This is a genomic window from uncultured Porphyromonas sp., assembly GCF_900541275.1.
Lineage (GTDB): Bacteria > Bacteroidota > Bacteroidia > Bacteroidales > Porphyromonadaceae > Porphyromonas_A.
Window position 1 is genome coordinate 286,605 of record NZ_UQJH01000001.1, and the last position, 20,113, is coordinate 306,717.

At 53.6% G+C, this 20,113-nt stretch carries 17 protein-coding genes and 1 tRNA gene; 9 read left to right on the forward strand and 9 right to left on the reverse strand.

Annotation, left to right across the window (positions count from 1 at the left end; translation table 11 throughout):
- Position 1: 1 nt before the first annotated feature.
- Positions 2 to 1,132, reverse strand: a complete 1,131-nt coding sequence (gene tgt, locus QZR17_RS01170; protein WP_297127135.1) for a tRNA guanosine(34) transglycosylase Tgt — start codon at positions 1,130 to 1,132, stop codon at positions 2 to 4.
- Between the two features lie 8 nt (positions 1,133 to 1,140).
- Positions 1,141 to 1,563: a hypothetical protein gene (locus QZR17_RS01175; RefSeq protein WP_297126587.1), complete on the reverse strand. Its 423-nt coding sequence runs from the start codon at positions 1,561 to 1,563 to the stop codon at positions 1,141 to 1,143.
- Positions 1,564 to 1,875: 312 nt separating this feature from the next.
- Between QZR17_RS01175 and QZR17_RS01180 the strand changes: the two genes are divergently transcribed.
- Complete coding sequence (locus tag QZR17_RS01180; protein WP_297126590.1) at positions 1,876 to 4,440, forward strand: adenosylcobalamin-dependent ribonucleoside-diphosphate reductase; 2,565 nt, start codon at positions 1,876 to 1,878, stop codon at positions 4,438 to 4,440.
- A 90-nt stretch (positions 4,441 to 4,530) separates the two neighbouring features.
- Here the strand turns inward: QZR17_RS01180 and QZR17_RS01185 are convergent, their stop codons facing one another.
- Positions 4,531 to 5,313 carry a DUF2807 domain-containing protein gene (locus QZR17_RS01185; protein WP_297126592.1) on the reverse strand — a complete coding sequence of 261 codons (783 nt, stop codon included), beginning with the start codon at positions 5,311 to 5,313 and terminating at the stop codon, positions 4,531 to 4,533.
- Between the two features lie 498 nt (positions 5,314 to 5,811).
- On the opposite strand from QZR17_RS01185, the gene QZR17_RS01190 reads away from it, so the two are divergent.
- Entirely contained in the window at positions 5,812 to 6,459 is a 648-nt protein-coding gene (locus tag QZR17_RS01190; RefSeq protein WP_297126595.1) for a SprT-like domain-containing protein, read from the forward strand.
- A gap of 21 nt (positions 6,460 to 6,480) precedes the next feature.
- Here the strand turns inward: QZR17_RS01190 and QZR17_RS01195 are convergent, their stop codons facing one another.
- From QZR17_RS01195 to QZR17_RS01205, 3 genes are read right to left on the reverse strand one after another with little or no spacing between them, the layout of a single operon-like run.
- Positions 6,481 to 7,461 (reverse strand): hypothetical protein, encoded by a 981-nt coding sequence (locus QZR17_RS01195; RefSeq protein WP_297126598.1) that lies wholly within the window; start codon positions 7,459 to 7,461, stop codon positions 6,481 to 6,483.
- Positions 7,458 to 9,101, reverse strand: a complete 1,644-nt coding sequence (locus QZR17_RS01200) for an ATP-binding cassette domain-containing protein (protein ID WP_297126601.1) — start codon at positions 9,099 to 9,101, stop codon at positions 7,458 to 7,460. The genes QZR17_RS01195 and QZR17_RS01200 overlap by 4 nt, the downstream gene beginning before the upstream one ends.
- A gap of 38 nt (positions 9,102 to 9,139) precedes the next feature.
- Complete coding sequence (locus QZR17_RS01205) at positions 9,140 to 11,074, reverse strand: NAD(+) synthase (RefSeq protein ID WP_297126603.1); 1,935 nt, start codon at positions 11,072 to 11,074, stop codon at positions 9,140 to 9,142.
- 185 nt (positions 11,075 to 11,259) lie between these two features.
- Between QZR17_RS01205 and QZR17_RS01210 the strand changes: the two genes are divergently transcribed.
- Together QZR17_RS01210 and QZR17_RS01215 are read left to right on the forward strand one after the other, a co-directional pair.
- Positions 11,260 to 11,330: transfer RNA gene (locus QZR17_RS01210), tRNA-Cys, on the forward strand.
- Between the two features lie 122 nt (positions 11,331 to 11,452).
- Entirely contained in the window at positions 11,453 to 11,965 is a 513-nt protein-coding gene (locus QZR17_RS01215; RefSeq protein ID WP_296164842.1) for a hypothetical protein, read from the forward strand.
- Between the two features lie 74 nt (positions 11,966 to 12,039).
- Here the strand turns inward: QZR17_RS01215 and QZR17_RS01220 are convergent, their stop codons facing one another.
- From QZR17_RS01220 to QZR17_RS01230, 3 genes are all read right to left on the reverse strand, one after another.
- The gene (locus tag QZR17_RS01220) at positions 12,040 to 13,353 is read right to left on the reverse strand and encodes a hypothetical protein (RefSeq protein ID WP_297126607.1); all 1,314 of its coding nucleotides are present in this window, start codon (positions 13,351 to 13,353) and stop codon (positions 12,040 to 12,042) included.
- A gap of 179 nt (positions 13,354 to 13,532) precedes the next feature.
- Positions 13,533 to 14,408, reverse strand: coding sequence for an FKBP-type peptidyl-prolyl cis-trans isomerase (locus QZR17_RS01225; protein ID WP_297126609.1), 876 nt, complete (start codon positions 14,406 to 14,408; stop codon positions 13,533 to 13,535).
- A 64-nt stretch (positions 14,409 to 14,472) separates the two neighbouring features.
- A complete protein-coding gene (locus QZR17_RS01230; RefSeq protein WP_297126611.1) occupies positions 14,473 to 15,063 on the reverse strand; it encodes an FKBP-type peptidyl-prolyl cis-trans isomerase in 591 nt (196 codons plus the stop codon).
- 539 nt (positions 15,064 to 15,602) lie between these two features.
- On the opposite strand from QZR17_RS01230, the gene metK reads away from it, so the two are divergent.
- The 5 genes from metK to obgE all read left to right on the forward strand — a co-directional run bounded on the left by metK (position 15,603) and on the right by obgE (position 20,090).
- Positions 15,603 to 16,901: a methionine adenosyltransferase gene (gene metK / locus QZR17_RS01235; RefSeq protein ID WP_297126612.1), complete on the forward strand. Its 1,299-nt coding sequence runs from the start codon at positions 15,603 to 15,605 to the stop codon at positions 16,899 to 16,901.
- A gap of 21 nt (positions 16,902 to 16,922) precedes the next feature.
- Complete coding sequence (locus QZR17_RS01240; protein ID WP_297126615.1) at positions 16,923 to 17,651, forward strand: methyltransferase; 729 nt, start codon at positions 16,923 to 16,925, stop codon at positions 17,649 to 17,651.
- A 65-nt stretch (positions 17,652 to 17,716) separates the two neighbouring features.
- The gene (locus QZR17_RS01245) at positions 17,717 to 18,292 is read left to right on the forward strand and encodes a phosphoribosyltransferase family protein (protein WP_296160452.1); all 576 of its coding nucleotides are present in this window, start codon (positions 17,717 to 17,719) and stop codon (positions 18,290 to 18,292) included.
- Positions 18,293 to 18,296: 4 nt separating this feature from the next.
- A complete protein-coding gene (locus QZR17_RS01250) occupies positions 18,297 to 18,872 on the forward strand; it encodes an adenylate kinase (protein ID WP_297126618.1) in 576 nt (191 codons plus the stop codon).
- A 63-nt stretch (positions 18,873 to 18,935) separates the two neighbouring features.
- Positions 18,936 to 20,090 (forward strand): GTPase ObgE, encoded by a 1,155-nt coding sequence (gene obgE, locus QZR17_RS01255; protein ID WP_297126620.1) that lies wholly within the window; start codon positions 18,936 to 18,938, stop codon positions 20,088 to 20,090.
- Positions 20,091 to 20,113 lie beyond the last annotated feature (23 nt).

Sequence of the window (20,113 nt, forward strand, 5' to 3'; positions counted from 1 at the left end):
CTTATAGCCGACGATCTAAGTCCTCGTATACGCTCGACTTCCAGCTGCTGAAGTCTCCTTGCAAGATATGCTTCCTTGCAGTCCGTACGAGGTCGAGGTAAAAGGCGAGGTTGTGTATGCTCGCTATCTGCAGGGCCAGGAGCTCGTCAGCTGCAAAGAGATGACGAACGTAAGCCTTGGTGTAATCTCTATCCACGGAAGAGGTGCCATAGGGGTCAAGTGGAGAGAAGTCGTCCTTCCACTTCGCATTACGCATATTCATAGTCCCCTTCCAGGTGTAGAGCCTTGCATTGCGACCATCCCGGGTAGGCATGATACAGTCCATCATATCTATCCCCCGCTCGATGGCATCAAGTATGTCCTGCGGTGTACCTACGCCCATCAAGTAGCGAGGGCGATCCTTGGGGAGTACCTCATTGACCACCTCAATCATGGCGCGCATATCGTCCTTGGACTCCCCTACGCTCAGCCCACCGATGGCATACCCATCAGCATCGTACTCAATAACGCGCTCTGCCGCCTCGCGTCTTAGCTCGGGGTATACGACCCCCTGCACGATCGGGAAAAGTGCCTGCCCATAGCCATAGAGCGGCTCAGTACTCCGGAAGCGACGGAAGCATCGCTCCAGCCATCCCAAGGTGCGATCCAGCGACTCCTTGGCATAGCGACGATCAGCAGTCCCGGGAGGACACTCATCAAAGGCCATCATGATGTCGCCCCCTATCAGTCGCTCTATGTCCATCACCCGCTCGGGAGTAAAGAGGTGCTTGCTCCCATCAATGTGGCTACGGAAGGTGACACCCTCCTCCGTCATCTTCCTCGTATCGGTGAGCGAGAAGACTTGGAAGCCTCCACTATCCGTCAGTATCGGTCCTCCCCAGCCATTAAACTTCTGTAGCCCTCCGGCAGCCCTCAGCACATCCGTCCCGGGTCTCAGGTAGAGGTGATAGGTATTGCCGAGGATAATCTCCGCACCCACTTCCTCTCTAAGCTCCCGCATATGGACCGCCTTGACGGAGCCGACCGTACCCACCGGCATAAATATCGGTGTGTGTATGTCTCCGTGTGGCGTGTGCAGTACACCGGCACGTGCGTCTGATCCTGTGTCCTGAGCCTGCAGATCCAGTGAAATACTCATCCTTACTTCTGTCTCTCCTCTCGATACGCTATCTGTAGGAAGAAGTGCAGTGCAGCTGACATCACCGGCATCGGCAGTCCGGTCATCGAAGCCACCGCCACTGTCTCCCGTAGGGCGTCCAACGAGCCCTTCACTTCCTTTATCACTCCCTCGTCCCTCGGGTCCAGCTCTCCCTGCTCCATAGCAGCGATCAGCTCAGCACACGAGAGCGCCGAGCGGAGCGTCGCATCCCCGCTGCTCCGGAAGGAGTATGGGATGAGATGAAGGTTGTATGGGTCCTGAGACTTGTCTACTAAGCTCCGGAGTCGATCGGACTCCACTGCGACAGAGAGTAACGCTCCGGAAGCTCCCTCAGGAAGCTGCTCCTGAGGACCGGACGTCAACGTTTCGCACTCAGCATCGCTGAGCAGGAGCCGTCTCGACATTAGCCTAGCCTCGCAGTGCAAGGACTCACAGATATACTTCAGAGCAGGAGCAATATCCCTCGACTGCTCTGTGGGATGATTTGGACACATAGGATGATCAGAGCTATTATTACTAGCACAAAGGTACTAAAAACTCCTCCCTCTCGGAACGGATATTTTGAGGAAGCGGGTTATGACTCTGAGTGCCACGAAGTGGTAAACTTCTGTAGCGATGTGAAGTAAAAAGTTACCCAAAAATGGAGAGTAAAAGCTTCCTGTCGACCGAAATTAGCGTATCTTTGTGAGCAAAAGCAAACAAAAACTCAATCACTCATGACTCAGAAAACATACTCGTACGACGAGGCGTACGAAGCCACTCTGGAGTACTTTGGAGGAGATCAGCTGGCAGCTAAGGTGTGGACCACGAAGTACGCGCTTAAGGATGCCGACGGCAATCTCTACGAGAAGTCTCCTCTCGACATGCACCACCGGATCGCTCGGGAGATAGCGAGGATCGAAGCACAGTATCCTAATGGACTTACCGAGATTCAGGTAGTAAATCTGCTGGACCACTTCCAATACTTGGTCCCACAGGGTAGCCCTATGACCGGTATCGGCAACAATCTGCAGATTGCCTCCCTCTCCAATTGCTTTGTGATCGGTCTCGACGGCCCCTCCGATAGCTATGGGGCGATCTTCAAGATTGACGAGGAGCAGGTGCAGCTGATGAAGCGTCGTGGCGGAGTGGGACATGATATGTCCGGCATCCGCCCCAAGGGGTCATTAGTCCGCAACTCGGCCCTCACCTCTACCGGGCTTGTCCCCTTTATGAAGCGCTTCTCCAATTCTACCCGCGAGGTAGCACAGGATGGTCGTCGTGGCGCTCTTATGCTCTCCTGCTCTATCAAGCACCCTGATGTCGCTGACTTCATCGATGCTAAGATGGAGGAGGGAGCGGTGACAGGCGCCAATGTCTCCGTCCGCATCACAGACGACTTTATGGAGGCAGTGCGGGACGACAAGGACTTTACCCTCCGCTTCCCGGTCGACAGCGAGGGAGATCCCAAGTACACCAAGGTTATCAAGGCGCGCGAGCTCTGGGGCAGGATCATCCACAATGCGTGGAAGAGTGCCGAGCCGGGCGTCCTCTTCTGGGACACTATCCTTAAGGAGTCTATCCCCGACTGCTATGCGGACTTCGGTTTTGAGACTATCTCTACCAATCCCTGTGGAGAGATACCGCTCTGCCCTTACGACAGCTGTCGCCTGCTGGCTGTCAATCTCTATGGGTACGTCAGGGATCCATTTACAGACCATGCTTCCTTTGACTTCGACCTCTTCAGAGAGCATATCGGCTGCGCTCAGCGACTGATGGATGACATCATTGACCTTGAGAAGGAGAAGATCGACACCATCCTCGCCAAGATCAAGAGTGACCCGGAGAGCGACGAGATCAAGTACGTCGAGCACCACCTTTGGGAGAAGATCCGGGAGAAGACGCTCAAGGGACGCCGCACTGGACTTGGGATCACAGGTGAAGGGGATATGCTGGCTGCTCTTGGTCTCCGATATGGGACCAAGGAGGCGATCGACTTTGCCGTCAAGGTTCAGCAGACGCTTGCTCTCAGTGCCTATCGTAGCTCCGTCACGATGGCACAGGAGCGCGGAGCCTTCGAGATCTACGACCCCAAGCGCGAGGAGGACAATCCCTTTATCCTCCGCATTAAGGAGGCTGACCCTAAGCTCTATGAGGATATGGTCAAGCATGGTCGTCGTAACATTGCCTGCCTGACCATCGCCCCCACAGGATCCACCAGTCTGATGACCCAAACCACCTCCGGTATCGAGCCAGTCTTTATGCCGGTCTACAAGCGCCGACGCAAGGTAAATAGCAATGAGGTGGCGGACAGCACCCACCCCACCTTTACCGATGAGACGGGGGATGTCTTCGAGGAGTTTATCGTCTACCACCCAAAGTTTAGGGACTGGATGAAGGCGAGCGGCATCCCCACCGACAAGGAGTATACACAAGAGGAGATCGACGCCCTGGTCGAGCGCTCACCCTACCATAAGGCCACCGCCAATGACGTGGACTGGGTCTCCAAGGTCAAGATGCAGGGTGCTATGCAGAAGTGGGTGGACCACTCCATCAGCGTCACCGTCAATCTCCCCAATGACGTAGACGAGGAGCTCGTCAATACCCTCTACCTCACAGCTTGGGAGGCTGGTTGCAAGGGCTGCACCATCTACCGTGAGGGCTCACGGGATGGTGTGCTCCTCTCCACAAAGAAGAAGGAGGAGAAAAAGGAGCCCGAGCTGCCTACGCTCACATTCACTGCAGACGGCATGGAGCCTCTGAAGCGTCCTGATGAGCTGGAGGCGGACATCATTCGCTTCCAGAATAACAAGGAGCGCTGGATCGCCTTCATCGGTATGCGTGACGGTCGTCCCTACGAGATCTTTACCGGTATTGATGACGAGGACGAGGGGCTCTATATCCCCAAGCGTGTCACTCAGGGTAAGATCATCAAGGTCTACGAACCGGATGGATCCAAGCACTACGACTTCGAGTTCTCCAATAAGCGTGGACTGCGCACTACGGTCGCCGGACTGGATGAGAAGTTCAATCCTGAGTTCTGGAACTATGCGAAGTTCATCTCCAGCGTCCTCCGCTATGGTATGCCGATCGACCAAGTAGTCAATCTCGTCCGTGGACTTGACCTCGGAAATGAGAGCATCAACACCTGGAAGAATGGTGTCGAGCGAGCTCTCAGGCGGTACATTACATCCGGGACCGTGGCAGATGGTCAGACCTGTCCCAACTGCGGCTCCCACCAGCTAGTCTACCAGGAGGGGTGCCTTATCTGCAAGGACTGCGGCACCTCAAGGTGCGGCTGATACTAGTTCTGTAATCCGTAAATCCCGAGGGGGTGTCGATCTTAGCTGATCGACACCCCCTCGGGATTTATTATAAGGGATATACGGGAGTCACTTGGGACGTGATACCTTGATCACACCGCCAGAGTCCTTCTCGCTCCTGTACTCTCCTCTGCAGGTGATGCGGATCACCCCGCCGGAGTCTGCCTCAAGGGCTGCCCCATCTGCGATAAGATCTTTGCCATCAAAGACCCCCGCAGAGTCACACTCCACATTGGCAAAGCCTGCCCTCCCACGGGCACTTATTCTTGCGCCGGAGTCGACACTGAAGCTTCCTCGCTTTATCTCGCCTCGGATCACTACTGAGGCACCGGAGTCCGCTGAGGCTGTGAGCCGATCGAAAACTCCCGACACGCTGACCCGACCTCCACTATCAGCCTCTATGTCGATCCTGGGGCAGTCACCATTAATACGGATCTCACCGCCTGAGTCGGCAGAGAGCGACAGTGAGCTGAAGCGAAGTCCCTTATCATCCATCTTGATAGAGGCTCCTGAGTCACACGAGATCTCTCTGATGGCAGAGGGATCCTTGGTCACAATGATGGCGATGCACTTACGCCTTGGCAAGTTACCGAGGAAGTCGCCCCTCCTTGACTTGCGCCTCAGCTCCAGCGAGCCGCTCCTTGAGTCTTTCTTGCATATGATCTCAGAGGGCTCATCGCAGTATATCTCTACACGCTCGTCCGCTCCACGAGCAACTCGAGCGATGATACCATCCTCGAGCTCTATTTCTACGGGAGTAAAACCAAGCGAAACGGTCTTGTCTGGAGTACCGGCTTGCATCAGCGGAGTACTGAGCAGCATGGCGAGCATCGCCATAAGGGGTAAAGTCATTGATTTCACAACAAAGTACATTAAGGGTTATCCGATGGTCAAATATAAGCGAATATATAGCATCCCCAAAAAGAATCTCAGGGGCTTGAAGAAAGTATTGTATCGTACCTGACTGGATAGAGTTCGGTGAATTCTATTACCGCTATTGGTCCGGGGTCACAGGGCAGTCTCTTGTGGGAGAGACTCCGGTCCCGAGGGGATGAAACTCCTGTCCCGCAGGAGGAAACTCCGGCTCCGAGGGGTTGAAACTCCAGGGATGACGCATTTAAGTTATACAGCCATGCGAAACGCACCTTTTTGAGCGTCTCTTCGTCAGTTACGCTATCTTATCGGGCGAGTCGGACGAGTCGACCGGAACGAACGAACTGCGGTGCAACTCGGAGGGGTGATTTATTCCCCACTCTTTGCGATGAGTTGAATGACTTATGTAATAGCTCAAATGCGTCAGCCCTATGTGCAAAGTATGCGAGAGGGGCTTCCTTTGGGTAACTTTGCAGTATGAGACCAACAGCTGACTTTCTGGAGGAAAGATTTGGAGAGTTCAATCAGACCTTCTTCGGGGACGCCCTACCCCCTATTCCCATCCTGCTGAGTGATGTCAAGAGCTACGCAGGAATGTATGTGCATCGTCGGCGTACCTCCGGTGTGACCCGTCAGATCAAGATCAATGTCCGGATGGATCTTCCTTGTGAAGTATATGAGGACACTCTGCTCCACGAGATGATCCACTATGCGATCGACTTCTCAGGCAAGCGTGATGATGCACCTCATGGGACACTCTTTAGGCAGATGATGGAGAGGATCAATAAGGAGGGCGGTCGTCACATAAGTATCTCTCACAGTCTCCCGAGAGGAACGACCGATCACATCGATCGCCGTCCTCGCTGGCATGTGGTTGCGGTACTAACTACCACCCAAGGTCCTATGGTCAAGGTGTTGCCCCTGATCGCCCAACGCATATGGCGTTACTACGATGCCGTCATCAAGTCTCCGGAGGTGAGTGAGATCCGTTTCTTTATGACCCGAAACCCCTACTTCAATCGTTACCCGGTCTCAGGGGTCTTCACGGCTCACCTGATAGACAGCGATGAACTGGAGCGGGAGCTCTCAGACGCCACACCCATACCGGATAACCTCCGGAGATAAGCCGAGAGCGACTGTGCCAGATCAGTAACTGGTAAACTTCAGCTCCAGTCCGGTCGTCTCGACGAGACGGAACATGGTGTTCATGATATGGATCGCAGTCCCGGCAGCCCCCTTCATCAGATTGTCCATCGATGAGACAATGAGCAACTTGTCATCCAGCTTGGCGAGGTGGATGAGGGTGTTATTCGTATTCTGCGTGTCTCTCACGTCCGGGTACTCGTCCCTAATGTAGACAAAGGCAGAGGGGTCAAAGAAGTCGGTATACATTTTCTCCGCCTCCTCAGCAGTGAGGGGGGAGTTCATGTATATCGTCGAGTACATCCCTCTATTGAAGCCACCACGCATCGGGATCATACTGATCTCCTTGTGGAATCCCCCCTCTTGTAGGTCAGATAGCGTCCTGTAGATCTCGTCCTGCTGGTGATGAGAGAAAGGAGAGTAGACGTGCATTTGGTCAAAAATCGCCTCGTAGGATAGCCCCTTGTCCTTCTCCGGACGAGCAAACGCCTGAGTCTTACCGGAGACGCAGTGGATATGCAGGTCACTCTGGAGGAGACCCTCCCGCGCTAGAGGCAGGAGGGGAAGCTCCACTGCCTCAGCAAAGGAGCCAGGGACAGAGACATACTGAGCATCGACGATCTCGTCCTTATAGGCCTCGACCAAGCCGTAGACAAAGGTCTTGTCCGCATCAACGGAGTGGCGGTTCTCATGACCAAAGTCAATCACGCGTATGCCCTCCGGCATAGGGTGATTCTCCAAGAATGTGCGTGACATCCCGCTCGGCAAGCAGATAAAGAGGACATCAAGCCCCTCAAAGTCCGCCTCATCGGTGAAGCGCAGCGTCCGCATACTGTGGAGATCATGGTAGAGCTCCGAGACATTCATCCCACTACGCCATGGAGAGTAGATCATCCGGAGATCCACATCCGGATGCTTGATCACGAGGCTGTACAGCTCTGCGACGGTATACCCTTCGCTACCTACTATACCTACATTTATCATTCCTTGCTCTCGTTATAGATTTTTGTCCTCTGCTCCGCAACGACAGGGTCTTGCAGATAGGTATCAAAGTCAGATCGCTTATCGATGATGCCATTGGGACCAAGCTCGATGACACGATTCGCAACCGTCTGTATAAACTGGTGATCGTGGCTCGCCAAAAGGATATTTCCGGGGAAGTTGATCAGCGTGTTATTAAATGCCTGAATGCTCTCCAGGTCCAGGTGATTGGTGGGAGAGTCGAGGATAAGGACATTGGCATTGGTGAGCATCATCCGTGCAATCATGCAGCGCATCTTCTCTCCTCCGCTCAGGACCTTCACCTGCTTCTCCAGCTCCTCCCCGCGGAAGAGCATACGACCGAGGTACCCCTTGAGGTAGACCGCATTGGTGTCCGCAGAGAATTGTGCCAGCCAGTCCACAAGGTTCATCGTTGAGTCGAAGAACTTTCCGTTCTCCAGCGGTAGGTAGGCGGATGTGACCGTCTGCCCCCACTCGTAGTGTCCCTCGAGGGGCTCGCGATTTCCATTGATAATCTCGAAGAAAGCGGTCATCGCTCGCGGGTCACGGGAGAGGAAGACGACCTTATCATCCTTCTCAACATTGAAGCTCACCCGGGAGAAGAGCAACTCCTCGCCCGATCCATCGATCGTCGGAGCCTTCACTGCCAGATCCTCTATGGTAAGGATCTTATTCCCCACCTCACGATCAGGAGTAAAGATGATCCCCGGGTAGCGTCTCGTGGAGGGCTTGATCTCCTCGACATTGAGCTTATCGAGCATCTTCTTACGCGAGGTGGTCTGCTTACTCTTGGCCACGTTGGCGGAGAAGCGACGGATGAATTCCTCCAGCTCCTTCTTCTTCTCCTCCATCTTCTTATTTTGCTGCTGGAGCTGCTTCAACGCCAGCTGACTACTCTCATACCAGAAGTCATAGTTACCCGGATAGAGAGTCACCTTACCATAGTCAATATCGACGGTGTCGGTGCAGACCGCATTGAGGAAGTGTCGATCATGGCTGACGATCAGGACGGTATTGTCGATGTCCTGGAGGTAGTCCTCCAGCCATGCCACCGTATCGATATCAAGGTCATTGGTCGGCTCATCGAGGAGCAGGTTGTCCGGCTTGCCGAAGAGGGCGCGAGCAAGTAGCACTCGCACCTTCTGCTTACCATTAAGGTTAGCCATCAGCTCGCCATGGAGCTCCTCCGGGATGCCGAGTCCGCTCAGCAGCTGAGCTGCGTCACTCTCCGCATTCCACCCCTCCATGAGAGCAAACTTTTCCTCAAGCTCTGCCGCGCGAATACCGTCCGCATCAGAGAAGTCCTCCTTAGCGTAGAGTGCATCCTTCTCCTCCTTCACTGCCCAGAGGGTACTATGTCCCTGCATAACGGTATTGAGCACCGTCTCGTCGTCAAAAGCGAAGTGGTCCTGCGACAGCACGGAGAGTCGCTCACTTGGTCCAAAGGTAATGGTGCCTCTCGTGGGTGATAGCTCTCCGCTGATCATACGGAGCAGGGTAGACTTTCCTGCTCCATTGGCACCGATAACACCATAGCAATTCCCCGGGAGGAATTTCAGATTAACGTCCTTAAATAAGGTCTTCCCTCCAAATTGTATGGCGAGATCGTTGACTTCAATCATTCCTAATCATCCTAATATTAACGTGGGCGACAAAGGTATCAAAATTTGTCTATTTCATTCAGCCACATATCAGCCGAGGCATCGCTCGGCATACGCCAGCAGCCTCTCGAGGAGAGAGAGACCGCACCAACCTTTGGTCCATCGGGGCTACAGTTGCGCTTGAATTGCTGGGAGATGAAGCGCTTCACGAAGATCTTCATCCACTCCTTGAGCTGCTCCTTCGTGTAGTCATCACCAAAGGCATTCTGAGCAAGGTAGAGGATCTTAGCGGGAGAGTAAGCGCTGTAGATCATATGGAAGATAAAGAAGTCGTGCACCTCGTATGGCCCTATCAGATCCTCGGTACGCTGGGTGATCCGCCCCTCCTCCGGGGAGGTGGAGGTAAGCTCGGGGGAGACCGGAGTGGCCACAATATCAAGCAAGACCCTCCTGAGCTCCGGGGACACATCCGGCTGCCCAGCGAGGTGAGTGACGATCATCTGTACGCTGGTCTTGGGGATCGAGGCATTGACGCCATACATACTCATATGGTCGCCATTGTAGGTACACCAGCCAAGAGCCAGCTCAGAGAGATCTCCGGTACCGATGACGATGCCACCCTCCATATTTGCCAAATCCATCAGTATCTGAGTCCGCTCGCGTGCCTGAGCATTCTCGTAGGTAGTGTCCTGTGTCGCTGCATCATGACCGATCAGCCGCAGGTGATCCATAGCTGCTGCGCTGATAGGAATCTCGCGACTATCGATATCCAAAAGCTCCATCAGCTTGTCCGCATTGGACTTCGTGCGGTCGCTCGTTGCCTCAGCAGGCATTGTCACGCCAATGATCTGGCGAGTTGAGAGCCCAAGTACCTTGCAGGCACGACAGCAGACGAGCAGTGCCAGCGTACTATCTAGCCCACCACTCACGCCGATGACCATCTTCGGGTTATTGAGGTGACGAAGGCGCTGCATAAGACCGGTCACTTGGATCTTAAATATCTCATCACTACGCTCCTCAAGGTCCACTGTGCCTGGCATAAAAGGATTGCGCTCCACAGGGCGCGTCATCACATAGTCGTCATCCTGCTCTGAGAGGTCAAAGGGGACGACAATAAGCTTCTCTGTCGCATACTTCGTAGCCGCAGTGCGGAAGGTGCTATTGAGCATCCGCTCAGTTCTGATGCGAGCGATGTCAATGTCACTGACGATCAGCTTCTCGCTTAGGTCAAAGCGCTCCATCTCCTTCAGGATCGTACCATTCTCCGCTATAAATGCCTTACCGGTGTAAACCAGGTCTGTCGAGCTCTCACCATGACCACAACTACTATAGACATATCCATTGATCGCCTGAGAGGAGAGCCCGGAGATCAGCGCACGGAGGTAGGAGTTCTTCCCGGCATTCTCATTACTTGCCGAGAGATTAAAGATGATGTGAGCCCCATGGAGCGAAAGACGGACTCCGGGAGTGATCGGTGCCCACATATCCTCGCAGATCTCCACCCCGATACCGACGTCCTTATGACGGAAGATCAGGTCGTGACCAATGGGCACCTCTTGGTCCCCGATCTCAATAGTCGAGTAGGCGAGCTCATAGGAGCTAGAGAACCAGCGCTTCTCCTGAAACTCCCTATAATTAGGCAGGAAAGTCTTCGGTATGGCACCTAAGATACGCCCTCCCTGTATACCGACGGCAGCGTTGTAGAGCTTCTCCTCTGCCCTCAGAGGCATACCGACAAAGAAAAGGATGTCTGTGTCGGCGGTGCGATTGGCAAGCTCCAGCACAGCCTCCTCCGCCTGCTCCAGCAGGAAGGGTTGTAGCAGGAGGTCGCCGGCCGTGTAGCCGGTGATCGACAGCTCAGGGAAGCCAAGGACCTCCACCTTCTGACCCACAGCACGTCTGACGAGAGCTTCGATCCGATCAATATTGTAGAAGCAGTCAGCGACACGCACAAAGGGAGCGGCAGCAGCCACCTTGATGTATCCGTATTTCATAAACTTAATATAGGTGAGTTGTGTGTGTGAGACCTATCGGTTAAGCTGAGTGATAGTAGGTCTCTTCCTCGTCAAAGTTACCCCTTTACTCTCACTTTCCCAAGCCCTCGAGGAACATTCCATCTGAGCTGATGACTTGCCTATGTCATACTTTTTCGTGACCTTTGCACCACAAAGAACAATAGGGTGCCTTAGCAAAGTGGTTATGCACCGGACTGCAAATCCGTTCACGGCGGTTCGAATCCGCCAGGCACCTCTCTAAGGAAAGGTCTCTAACATAGCGTTAGGGACCTTTTTTTCATATCCAGACCATCCTGTCAGAATGCACAGTTCCACAAAATAAAGTATATTGTCCCCTCACAAAGAGAAGCAACAGCTATGATAGATAAAGACGACAAATGGGGAGACACTCAGCTGACAGCTAATAATGTGTCGGCAGCACGGTTGCTCAACCGAGCTAACTGGGAAGAGTTCTTTCGGCATAAGGGCTACAGCGAGTCCTTCCCGATGGTGACCTATGCGCACGATGAGGCAGACCGCCTCTACTCCGATCTCATCACAGAAGCGGGGACGGCTCAGTCCCCTGACCGACAGCCAAGACTCAGGATTGGTACCTTTACTCGATTTGCTGACTTAGAGGATGGTACTGTCGAGGGGGCTGCCTGGTTAGTCATGGAGGGACTCGATGGCGTGCTAGAGGAGCTGAGACACGATATGATCACCCTACTCCTCAGCGGAGCAAAGGACTGGCTTCGAGAGAGCTATACAGAGGAGGGGATTGTGCCCCTCATTGACTGGGTCGAGACTCTTCCCGAGGCTCTACAGAGGGTCGACCCTACTTCCCGTCAGCCTGAAGCTGTGATTTATACGGCTATCATCCGTCCTCATTAATTCCGTAGTCATTAAAACAATAAGGGCGCAAAAGAGAAGACTCTTCCGCGCCCTTATTAATTAAGATCTATGGGTCAATACATATAGCCGATGGTCAGGAAGACGGTATGAGACTGACCATAAGGAGTCACATTCTTGTAGTTATCCGCCGCCATCTCATCTGCATCCTTGATGGGGAAGCCATACTTGTATCCGGCGCCGAAGAAGAGCATATTCCCATACTTCAGGGGGATGCCAAAGTCGCACCTTACGAGTGGTCCAACACTGATCAGGCTGTAGTCGGAGTGAAGATCACCGGTAACACATCCACTCAGGGAAGGAATGACATAGACAGACTTCAGGTCCAGCGGTACCTGTAGACCCGCAAAAGCATTGAAGCTAAAAAGGGTCACTCGCTTAATGAACTCCTTAGGCACCTCCACTTCCTTGCGATCTTTCATCAAGAAGCTCGGATCCTCCGTTATCAGAGCTGTATCATCCACGAGGCAGGGCTGATTGAACCCTACAGACCCGCCATAGGCGAAGTACGTCCCGAGTGATGAGCGGAGCCCGAGGTAGGAGGCCATCCCAAAGTGGGGCGTTAGGTTTTTAGCCAAATCCGCAGTATAGATAAGCTCGCCCGACAGCGCATCAGTAACCATCTTATATGGTGGCAGGGTGAGGACTTGACCCCGGTCATCCTTGATGACCAGCTCACCCTTGCGGTGAGGATCGTAGTACTTCACCACCTTATCTATGTCCTCAAACTCCCACTTCAGTCCCCTCACATAGCTACAGAGCTCCGGGTCATCGGCAAGGAACCTAACCACTCCGCCTCTAAACTGAGACCCCTCATAGTTGACTCCGTGTACCAGAGCGACCTTTTTCAAGGTGCCTCCACGCTTCTCTAAGAATAGCGGGAAGCTGGGCTTTACCACAGACATACTTCCTCCACTACGTATGGTCCTCTGCTCGTAACCGATGAAGAAGATGTCACCATTCTCGTCAATCTTGTACGAAGAGGCAAGGAGGTAGGCCGTAAGCTCAGGCCCCTTATCTACGAGGGCCATCCATGCGGTATTGCTTTGCAAGAAGGCGGAGAACTTTTTGTACTCAAAGCGATAGCTCAAGTCCGGCTTCTTGGGGTTGCTTAGCTCGATGCCCTTCAAGTTCTCTGACTTGAAGGTGCCGGCTGACTGGGTGAGGGCGAGGTCATCAAAGAGCTTAAGCTCCTTGTCCCCCGACATAGGCATCCTGAGATACCCGGTGTAGGTAGCCCCTTCCTTGGTCTCCAATTGCGCCTTGCAGACGTCCCTTGGCTCCGAGGTGAAGAGCTTCATCAAGCTACAGCCTGATAGAAGCATCATAAGCCCGATCAGCAGGATTGATAAGTTATATACCTGTTTCATAATACTAACGAAACTAATAGGATAGGTAATCGGCTATCTATGCAACCTATATTGCAACTCAATAACCACGTCACAAATGTAAAGAAAAACTAACAATGCAAAAGGAGTGTGCCGAGAAGACTCAACACACTCCTTTTATCAAGGACACAATGCCTTATTAGTAAGGCAAAATGCCCGGCTTATTTCTTAGCAGCGGGACGTACCTCCTGAAGCTCCATCTCGAACGTAAGCATCTCGAACGGACCAATCTTGTCTCCCGAACCACGCTGACCGTAGGCAAGATCACCGGGGATCCAGAGGGTCACCTTGGATCCGGCAGGCACCTGCTGGAGTCCCTCGCTGAAGCCTTGGATGACTCCCGTAAGGGGGAAGGTCGCAGGCTCACCACGATCATAGGAGGAGTCGAAAACAGTACCATCGAGCTTGGTCCCCTTATAATGAACGACTACAGTATCCTCAGCAGCGGGCTTGATGCCGTCACCGAGCTTGTCAATACGATACTGCAGACCGCTGGGCAGCTCCACAACACCCTCCTTAGACTTATTAGCAGCGAGGAAGTCGGCCCCGGCCTTCTTATTCTGATCCTCGACGACCTTCTGCGCCTTAGCAAAGTACTCCTGCATATAGTTATTGATGGCATCCATCGTCAGGGTAGTATCTACCTTGCCGGAGAGACCTGCGATGAGACCATCGATAAACTTCTGCTTATCGAGAGAGTCACCGGGGATACGGGCATTGAAGCCCTCCCAGGAGTCGATGAGCTGGAAGCCCATAAGGTAGCCATTGGAGTAGGCTGCCTTGGCACTGCCTGAGGTGAGCGCATCACGGAAGCCCTTGATGAACTGGTCCTTCTTGGACGCAGAGTCACCAGGGACCTGATACTGATACTGATCCCACTGCTCGTGCAGAGGCATGGTCTGTGAGAGGCCTAAGAAGTATGCAGCAGAGTCCTGAGGGGTCACAAGCTTTGCGGTCCCCTGACCATTGCCACATCCCGTCATCACTCCCATAGCGGCAATCGTGCCGACGAGGAGCGTTACTACGGTCTTTTTCATGTTGATTGTGTGTATAAATAAGTGTAGTTGAATTATTTCTCAATAAAAGAGCTCCATTAAGGACTTACTTCCCCTCTATGCCGAGTAGCTCAATCTCAAAGATAAGCGCCATATACGGCTCAATGAGCTGACCAGCACCGTGGCTCCCGTAGGCATGCTCCTCAGGGATCACGACTCTCCACTTAGAGCCTACAGGCATCATCGGCAGGACCTCCTGCCAGCCCTTGATCACGCCATTGACCGGAAAGGTCGCAGGCTCGCCTCGGCGAATAGAGCTATCGAAGATCTGGCCATCAGTGCGAGATCCCTCGTAGTGGCACCGAACGGTATCCGTGGGTGATGGCTTAGGACCATTGCCCTCCACAAGCACCTCGTACTGGACACCTGAGGGGAGAGTTACCACGCCCTCGCGTGCTCCATTCTCAGCCAGATAGGTCTGACCGGCAGCCTTATTGTTATGGAACTGCTCCTCCTGCTGACGGGTGAAGTAGTTCTTCAGCTCCTCCTCAGCCTCCTCATAGGTGATCTCCGGCTCAGCGCCCTCAAGGACGCAAGTGAGACCGCGCACAAAGTCCTCGACACTGAGGTCCTTGATGCCGCTACTGACGAGATTATTGCCGAGGCTCAGTCCGAGCGAGTAACTTACTTTATCCATTGGTAGAGTTATAATTATTAATTGGCTTGGTCAAAATCGCCACAAAGATAACAAAAAAGGTAACACCCTACTCTCACGCCGTCCCCAACTCATCAGAAAGTTGCTCACAGATCATAGCAAAAGTATCCTACTGAAGAGTTTTATCTAATACCGATATTAGTCGTCTCTAATACCGGTAATAGATTTCTCTAATACCGATATTAGTTTGAGTTTGTCTTTGGACCCGAAATGGGGGCTCAAAACGATGATCGTAAAGCGTATTGCTCCCGGATCTCGGACACCGATGAGTCGAGTAGACTATTGTGCCAAGAATATATCGTACCTTTGCACCGACATTAGATCACGTGGAGAGATTTGTGTCTGCTTGCAACCACGCTAAAACAATGCTAAAAGGCACTCTTGAGTCAATGAACCGGTCGGAGCTCTCGCTCCTAAGCCGTGGCGCCTGACCGAGAGAGGCTTCGAGCATTGGGTGCTGACAGAGTGAGGTCTCTTCTCGGATTACAGACACTATACAATTCTATTTGGTTCATTGATATATGAAAACATCCGATACCTATCTCTTCAGCTCCGAGTCAGTGAGCGACGGACACCCCGATAAGGTGGCCGATCAGATCTCCGATGCCCTCCTGGACAACTTCCTTGCCCAGGACCCCAAGAGTAAGGTCGCTTGCGAGACACTGGTGACTGCAGGTCAGGTACTCATAGCAGGCGAGATCACCTCTGATGCGTACGTAGACCTACAGTCTGTCGTGCGAGGAGTTATAGCTGATATCGGCTACACAAAGGGAGAGTATGGCTTTGATGCCCAGTCGGTCGGCATCCTCAGCGCCATACACGAGCAAAGCCCGGACATCCATATGGGGGTTGTGCGCGAGGCAGACGAGGATCAGGGCGCCGGTGATCAGGGGATTATGTTTGGCTATGCCTCCTGCGAGAGTGACAACTATATGCCTCTACCGATTGAGTTGGCTCACTCGATGCTGCAGATCCTCTCGCAGATCCGGAAGGAGGAGCCGGAGCTGATGCCCTACCTCCGTCCTGACGCCAAGGGACAGGTGACTCTGGAGTACAATATCGATCGCACACCGAGGAGAGTCAATACTATTGTCCTCAGCACACAGCACGATGACTTCGTGAAGCCACACGATGGGATGAGCCAGGCGGAGGCTGATCGACTGATGCAGGAGAAGATCTCGGAGGATGTCCAGCGTATTGTGATCCCGAGGCTGATCGAGAAGTACAGCTCTAAGGTCCAGAACCTCCTCGACGATCAGGTAAAGTACCTGATCAATCCTACCGGACGCTTCGTCCTCGGGGGACCTGCCGGAGATACCGGCCTGACAGGGCGTAAGATCATCGTAGATACCTATGGCGGTCGTGCTGCCCATGGTGGCGGAGCTTTCAGTGGCAAGGACCCAAGCAAGGTGGATCGGTCAGCTACCTATGCGGCTCGGTACCTCGCCAAGAACTTGGTAGCCGCCGGTGTGAGCGATGAAATCAAGATCCAGGTCGCCTATGCCATCGGTCAGGCTGATCCGGTGAGCATCTATGTAGATACCTACGGCAGGAGCAGGGTACGCGAGACGGATGGCGAGATCGCCTCGATGCTGTCCTCTCTCTTTGACCTCAGACCCTACCACATCATCAAGTCACTTCACTTGGAGGCACCGATCTATCGGGAGAGCTCTGCCTATGGGCATATCGGCCGCACACCACGAGTAGCCACGAAGTCCTTCACGGACGGAAATGGCCGGACGCTTACCAAGGAGGTGGAGCTCTTTGCTTGGGAGAAAACGGATCTCGTAGATAAGGTCCGAGGCGCATTCCACTTCTGATTTTCTATCTGAAGGAGACTTATGTCCGTCTTCCGCATGAAGGGCTTTGACCTCGAGCAGGGCAAAGCAGCCATGAAAGTGGGTACCGATGGCACCTTACTGGGTGCATACACCATCGAGTGGCTGAGGAAGAGTCTTATCCAGCCTCAGCAGATCCTCGATGTGGGGACCGGGACGGGAGTCATCGCACTTATGATGGCTCAGATGTTTTCCTCCGCAGAGGTTACTGCCATCGAGATTGACCACGAGGCTGCAGAGACTGCGAGACGCAATTTCGCTCGTTCGCCATTCTCATCCCGACTCAGCCTCACGGAGGGGGACTACGGCTCAGTAAGCTCTGGTACCTTGCCTCGTGAGTACGACCTGATCGTTAGCAACCCGCCCTACCACAATGGGAGCTATCTCCCCGGGGATGAGCGGCGACAGATCGCCCGACATAGCGGGACGTTGCCCCCGGAGGTGTTCTTCGGGACCTCCACAGAGCTGCTATCGCCGAGTGGGTACATCGCGGTGGTCCTCCCGGCAAGCGCACTACCCCTCTACGATCGTGCAGCATTATCCTGCGGGCTGGAGATGGTTCACCGCTGTCTCATACAGACCATAGCAGGAAAGGCTTGCAAGCGAGTCATCGGACTGTGGACCGGTGGAGGACAGAGCGACTGCACGGAGGAGCTACTAACCATCTCCACAGGGGATGGGTATAGCGACCGCTATGCAGGCTTGATGCGAGACTTTCTGACGATCTTTTGATCAAAGAGGTGGCATAAGCACATACTTTATGGTAAATTTGTTTTTTAATCTCAGGAACGTAAATCATGAAGTCAATAGAGGTGGGTGGGCTGACATTTAAGCCCTATCTGTCACAGGAGGAGCTGCACCCTCAGATAGCGAGAGTTGCTAAGGAGATCATCGCTGATGTAGGAGACAGAGATCCGCTCTTTGTCTGTATCCTCAATGGGGCATTTATGTTTGGCTCTGACATTGCTCATCTGCTGGACAAGCCTTATGAGATGACCTTTGCGAAGTACAGCTCATACTCGGGTATGCACTCCACGGGCCGGCTCACGGAGGTGATGGCTCCACAGATCGATGTCAAGGGACGCATAGTGGTGGTGCTGGAGGATCTCGTGGACACCGGGTTTACCCTGACACAGATTAAGAAACTCTATCTCTCCCGAGGCGCTGAAGAGGTGCGCATCGCTGTCATGCTGGATAAGCCCAATGCACACAAGGATGCATCACTCGTGCTGGACTATGTGGGGAAGGAAATCCCGGATGACTTTATCGTGGGTCACGGACTGGACTACAATGGCTTCGGTCGGATGCTCAATGACATCTTCGTGGTCGATGAGGAGTCTCTCCGGAAGAAGAATCAATCACTCAATATATAATATCATGCTAAATATCATCATATTCGGGGCTCCCGGCTCCGGCAAAGGTACTCAGAGTGCACACATCAAGGAGCACTACAATCTCAACCACATCTCCACGGGGGATCTCCTGCGTGCAGAGATCAAGAAGGGTACTCCCCTGGGGAAGAAGGTGGAGGGGCTCATCAGTGAGGGACACCTCGTACCCGATGAGACCATCGTGAGTATCATGGAGGGGCATATCAAGGATCCCGGTGAGTATGCAGGGATCATCTTCGATGGCTTTCCACGCACTGTAGCTCAGGCTGATGCGCTGGACACGATGCTGAGGACTCATGGCGAGAGCGTCACTCTCCTTCTGGAGCTACAGGTCAGCGAAGAGGAGCTGATCAGCCGTATCCTGGAGCGAGGGAAGGTATCCGGCCGCGCTGATGACAATGAAGAGTCGGCACGTGAGCGACTCAAGGTCTACCACAGTGAGACGGAGCCGGTCCGCAACTTCTACTCCAAGCAAGGCAAGTACGTTGCCGTAGAGGGCGAGGGTAGCATCGATGAGATCACAGAACGGATCATCAAGGCGATCGATAGCTACGTTGCCTAACCCGAGAGATCAGCAGATCGCTCTCTCGTAATGAGAAGAAACACCCTCTAAAGAATAAGTGCTATGGCTGAGTCAGGATTTGTCGATTACGTAAAGATCTATTGCCGGAGCGGCAAGGGAGGTCAGGGATGTGTCCACTTCTACAGATCCAAGCGGAGTCCTAAGGGAGGACCTGACGGAGGGGATGGTGGACGTGGAGGGGATGTCTATCTCAGGGGTGACCGAAACTACTGGACGCTACTTCACCTTCGCTTCAATCGTCATATCTTTGCAAAGAATGGCAAGAGCGGTGGCGAGAACAATCGCACCGGTGCCGATGGAGAGGATATCTACATCGACGTCCCACTCGGGACCGCCTGCTACGATGCTGACACTGGAGACTACATCACCGAGGTGCGAGAGCATGGAGAGGAGATCCGCATACTCAAGGGAGGTCGTGGGGGACAGGGGAACACCCGCTTTGCCACCTCGACCAATCAGGCACCCCGCTTTGCTCAGCCCGGTGAGGCGCGCGAGGAGCGTGAGGTGATACTCCAGCTGAAGTTACTGGCCGATGTAGGACTGGTAGGCTTCCCCAACGCAGGGAAGTCGACCCTCCTATCTGCCATCACTACCTCCAAGCCCAAGGTGGCCAACTACCCATTCACTACACTGGTACCCAACCTCGGCATCGTGAAGTACCGCGATGGTCGCTCCTTCGTCATGGCAGACATCCCCGGGATCATCGAGGGTGCTGCTGAGGGTAAGGGGTTGGGGCTCCGCTTCCTCCGCCATATCGAGCGCAATGCCGCCCTACTCTTCCTCATCCCCTCCAATGCTGACAACATCGCAGAGGAGTATGAGATACTGCTGGGAGAGCTGGAGAAGTACAACCCCTCGCTGCTGGATAAGAATAGGGTCTTGGGTATCTCAAAGTCTGACCTCATCGATGAGGATCTCAAGGAAATGATCAGCGCTACCCTTCCCGAGGGAGTTCCGGTCTGCTTCTTCTCCTCCGTCACCGGGGAGGGAGTGGCAGAGCTCAAGGACTTGATTTGGAAGAGCATTACGATCAATAACTTTGAGGCAGTCTCTCCCCTCGTGGAGCAGAATCTCAATCGCACCCTACAGGGGGTCGAGCTCGATGAGAGCGAAGATGATGCCGAGGAGTCCTTCGACACTGATGAGGATCCGGAGAGTGATGCCGGAGGGAGAATGCACGACGAGGATCCCTACTGATCACACCCTATGCGACGCTGAGA

Excerpts from the sequence above, each read along its gene's own strand:
- QZR17_RS01175 (WP_297126587.1), bottom strand. The coding sequence starts at position 1,563 with ATGTCGAGACGGCTCCTGCTCAGCGATGCTGAGTGCGAAACGTTGACG.
- QZR17_RS01180 (WP_297126590.1), top strand. The coding sequence starts at position 1,876 with ATGACTCAGAAAACATACTCGTACGACGAGGCGTACGAAGCCACTCTG.
- QZR17_RS01185 (WP_297126592.1), bottom strand. The coding sequence starts at position 5,313 with ATGACTTTACCCCTTATGGCGATGCTCGCCATGCTGCTCAGTACTCCG.
- QZR17_RS01190 (WP_297126595.1), top strand. The coding sequence starts at position 5,812 with ATGAGACCAACAGCTGACTTTCTGGAGGAAAGATTTGGAGAGTTCAAT.
- QZR17_RS01195 (WP_297126598.1), bottom strand. The coding sequence starts at position 7,461 with ATGATAAATGTAGGTATAGTAGGTAGCGAAGGGTATACCGTCGCAGAG.
- QZR17_RS01200 (WP_297126601.1), bottom strand. The coding sequence starts at position 9,101 with ATGATTGAAGTCAACGATCTCGCCATACAATTTGGAGGGAAGACCTTA.
- QZR17_RS01205 (WP_297126603.1), bottom strand. The coding sequence starts at position 11,074 with ATGAAATACGGATACATCAAGGTGGCTGCTGCCGCTCCCTTTGTGCGT.
- QZR17_RS01215 (WP_296164842.1), top strand. The coding sequence starts at position 11,453 with ATGATAGATAAAGACGACAAATGGGGAGACACTCAGCTGACAGCTAAT.
- QZR17_RS01220 (WP_297126607.1), bottom strand. The coding sequence starts at position 13,353 with ATGAAACAGGTATATAACTTATCAATCCTGCTGATCGGGCTTATGATG.
- QZR17_RS01225 (WP_297126609.1), bottom strand. The coding sequence starts at position 14,408 with ATGAAAAAGACCGTAGTAACGCTCCTCGTCGGCACGATTGCCGCTATG.
- QZR17_RS01230 (WP_297126611.1), bottom strand. The coding sequence starts at position 15,063 with ATGGATAAAGTAAGTTACTCGCTCGGACTGAGCCTCGGCAATAATCTC.
- metK (WP_297126612.1), top strand. The coding sequence starts at position 15,603 with ATGAAAACATCCGATACCTATCTCTTCAGCTCCGAGTCAGTGAGCGAC.
- QZR17_RS01240 (WP_297126615.1), top strand. The coding sequence starts at position 16,923 with ATGTCCGTCTTCCGCATGAAGGGCTTTGACCTCGAGCAGGGCAAAGCA.
- QZR17_RS01245 (WP_296160452.1), top strand. The coding sequence starts at position 17,717 with ATGAAGTCAATAGAGGTGGGTGGGCTGACATTTAAGCCCTATCTGTCA.
- QZR17_RS01250 (WP_297126618.1), top strand. The coding sequence starts at position 18,297 with ATGCTAAATATCATCATATTCGGGGCTCCCGGCTCCGGCAAAGGTACT.
- obgE (WP_297126620.1), top strand. The coding sequence starts at position 18,936 with ATGGCTGAGTCAGGATTTGTCGATTACGTAAAGATCTATTGCCGGAGC.